This is a genomic window from Labrys sp. KB_33_2, from assembly GCF_052114505.1.
Classification (GTDB): Bacteria; Pseudomonadota; Alphaproteobacteria; order Rhizobiales; family Labraceae; genus Labrys.
Map to the genome: position 1 here is coordinate 1 of NZ_JBFREW010000052.1, position 3,256 is coordinate 3,256.

At 59.8% G+C, this 3,256-nt stretch carries 3 protein-coding genes; 1 reads left to right on the top strand and 2 read right to left on the bottom strand.

The window, feature by feature from the left end:
- Positions 1 to 775 (bottom strand): glycosyltransferase (locus tag AB4037_RS34350; protein WP_441774633.1); only part of this gene is annotated, 775 nt, incomplete at its 3' end.
- A gap of 138 nt (positions 776 to 913) precedes the next feature.
- Complete coding sequence (locus tag AB4037_RS34355) at positions 914 to 2,167, bottom strand: sugar transferase (RefSeq protein WP_441774634.1); 1,254 nt, start codon at positions 2,165 to 2,167, stop codon at positions 914 to 916.
- Between the two features lie 496 nt (positions 2,168 to 2,663).
- Between AB4037_RS34355 and AB4037_RS34360 the strand changes: the two genes are divergently transcribed.
- Positions 2,664 to 3,254, top strand: coding sequence for a polysaccharide biosynthesis/export family protein (locus AB4037_RS34360; protein ID WP_441774635.1), 591 nt, complete (start codon positions 2,664 to 2,666; stop codon positions 3,252 to 3,254).
- Positions 3,255 to 3,256: the final 2 nt, after the last annotated feature.

Below are 3,256 nucleotides of genomic sequence, written 5' to 3' on the forward strand. Positions count from 1 at the left end.
ACTGTGGCAATGTGCCGGCGTCCTGATAGGGCAGAAATCGAAACATCCGCTCCAGCCCTTGGTCGGCAACGGCCCGCTTGAGATAAGAGGTGAGGTAACCATCCCCGATGAACAGGAACACGATCCCGGGCTCGTCTCGAAGCAGGCGCGCGGCGCCTATGAGGGTATCGACCTCATGCGCCCGGCCGAGATTGCCCGAATAACCGATCACGAACTTGTCCTGTAGACCCCAGTCACGGCGCAAGCGGTTGGGCTCAGGGCCAGCCGGCACGATGCGCTGGTCATCGCACCAGTTGCAAATCGTCGTGATCCTGGCGGTCGGCACGCCGAATCCGGCGATCATCGCCTTCATCCTTTCGCCAACCGCTACATTCATGGCCGCATGGCGAAGACTGACGTTGCGCAACCAGCGCAGGATGCCTCCCAAGATCCCCTGGCCGGCCTTCACGCCAAGCTCTGCTGCGACTTCCGGATACACGTCTTGCAGCCAGTTGATCTGCCGGAGGCGCTTCACCGCAAGGATGGGCAGCAGCGAAACGCTCAGCAGCGGCGGATCAGTCTTGACCACGACGATATCGCCAGCCCGTGCGCGTCGCCAAAGCTCCCAGGCCAGGGTCGTGTGGACAGCGATAGCAACGGCAGCGCGCCTCAGGAGCGATGAGCCCGCTTCCACCACCGGACCGACACGATGGATCGAAACACCGGGCAATGCCGCATCCGGATCCAGCCTGCGGGCGGGTTCGTCATAACGGCCAGTCCCGGTAAGGGCGGTCACGTCCCACCCCTGCTCGGCAAGGAAGGCGGCCAGATCGGAGGCGATTTGGCTGGTCGCGGACGTATCGGGATGAAAATAGCGATTGACCAGGAAAACGCGGCGCTGTTTCAAAGCCATGCTGGATCGCTACCGTCCCGATCAGCGTCGATAGTTCGGAGGAGAGTGCTGCTCCGTCAGGCCCCGAGCCGGGGCCTTTCTGCCCCTGCGTGCGGCCATGGCGCGACTGAGCGCGGCAATTCCCCTCCTTTCACCGCCGAACACGAACATCATGGTCATGACGGCGATTTTCAGATCCAGCCCGAGGGATGCGTTGTCGATGTAATATTCGTCGAGTGCGTCCTTCTCCTCGCTGGTCACGAGATTGCCGCCATTGACTTGCGCCCAACCACTGATGCCTGGCCGCACAGCCAGGCGGAGCCCGGGATTGGCAGGCTGGTCCGCCGGCAGAAGCGGGCGCGGTCCGATCAAGGACATCTCTCCGGCGAGGACGTTCAACAATTGCGGGATCTCATCGAGGCGCATCTTGCGGATGAACCGGCCGATTGGCGACAGACGCTCGGCCCCGGGAACCACGTGCCCCTTGGCATCATAGGGAGCGTGATAGGTTCGGAACTTGTAGATGAAGAAATGCCTGCCGCCGCGTCCCACGCGCTGCTGCCAGAAATGCAGGGGACGCCCGACGTCGAAAAGCACGAGAGCTGCGACCAGCAGCCAGACGGGAGCCAGCAGCACCATCAGGACAAGCGAGGCCACGATGTCGATGACACGCTTCACGCCGAAATAACGTGGCAGTCCGGCCACAGGGTCCGCCTCCTCGCGAGCCACGACTGTCGGCAATGCCTGTGCCCGCCGCGCGGAGGCCTTGGGCATGAGCTCGAGCGCCTGTGCGACGCTCTTGAGCACAATGCCTCGGCGACCACATTCATCCGTGATGAAGCGGAGGCTGGCCGTGTCCAGTTGCTCGGGTTCCATGGACAGCCATACCGCGTCGATGGTCACGCCATGCAGGCTATATTCGTCGACGATCCGCCCGAGATCGCCGACCCGCCCGGCCACGTGCACGCCATTGAGCGACCTTCCCGTCACCGACGGTCCCTCGTCGAGAACCGACATGATCTGCGTGGTGATGGGCGATTGGCTCTCGATGAGCTTGATCACGAGCCAGGCGAACTGATCCGTGCCGATGAGGATGACTTTGCGAAGATCGGTAATGTTGCGCTTGGCGCTGACCCTGGCTCGCTCATGGGAGACGAGCCTCGAGAAGGCCCGGCCCCCTGCCAGGCCCGCGCCGAGAACGAGCGAGTAGATGATCGGGGTCGACCGCGGTATGCCATCGAGCCGCGTGAGTATGAAAAGAAGCAGCGCACTGGCGCTGATCGTCAACGCGATCACCGCGCAGATCGCATAGAGATCGGGGACCGAAAAGGTATTCTGGATTGCATCCCCGGCGCGAAAGATGAGCAGGGCCGGGATTGCGAATGCGATCGTAACAAAAACGAAAAGATAGGGTCCCGGTAGGTCGAACGGCATATTCGGCCAGGCGAGAAGATCAACATCCCGCAATGCCAGCGTCAATAACGGCGCTGCAATCACCCACAATACGTCGAAAAGCGATAGACGTATTTTACGCGGACTATATGACGTCGGGATTCGGGACCGCATTCAACGCTCCTTCGAGGCCAATAATAAATCGTTAAGGTCAAAAACTATAGAGAATTATCCTAATAAGTGCTCTGAATTTTGTATTTATCAACACTCTTCCCCGACGGAATATATGATTTTTCTTTAGGGCAGACAAAGAAATTATTGGACAAAAAAACACACTTACGCCTATCGTTACGGCGTCTACGTATCCGATCTCAGGCGCGAGGGGTTGTGGGTGTCGCGTATGGGTATTCAATCGAGGCAGTTTTCGGCACTCGTCCTGGTTTTCTGCCTGCTGCTTGCATCATGCGCGAACGACACCGTTGGCGTCGCGTCGAAAGCCGACCAGGAAGCCCTTATCCAGAAAACGGCTGTCGCAGCCCCGAATATCCAGGCCGGCGACAAGATCAGGGTCACTGTCTTCGGCGAGGACCGTCTTACAGGGGAATACCAGGTCGATCCGGCCGGCTTCGTGTCCCTGCCGCTCGCCGGCACCGTGAAGGCAGCGGGCCTGAGCAAGCAACAGATGGAAAAGACGCTCGCCACCAAATTCAGCGGCGAGTATCTGCGCGACCCGAAGGTCACCGTGGACCTGGCCAGCTTCAGGCCCTTTTACATTCTGGGGGAAGTCAACAAACCCGGAGAGTACGATTACAAGAGCGGCCTGAATATCATGAGCGCCCTGGCAGTAGCCGGCGGAACCACCTACAGGGCAAGTACGTCCACCATCGACATTCAGCATGTCGGTGAAAGCGGATTCAAGAAATACCCGATTTCGTCGAATATTCCCGTTCTGCCGGGCGATCTCATCCGCGTTCCCATGCGCTACTTCTAGAG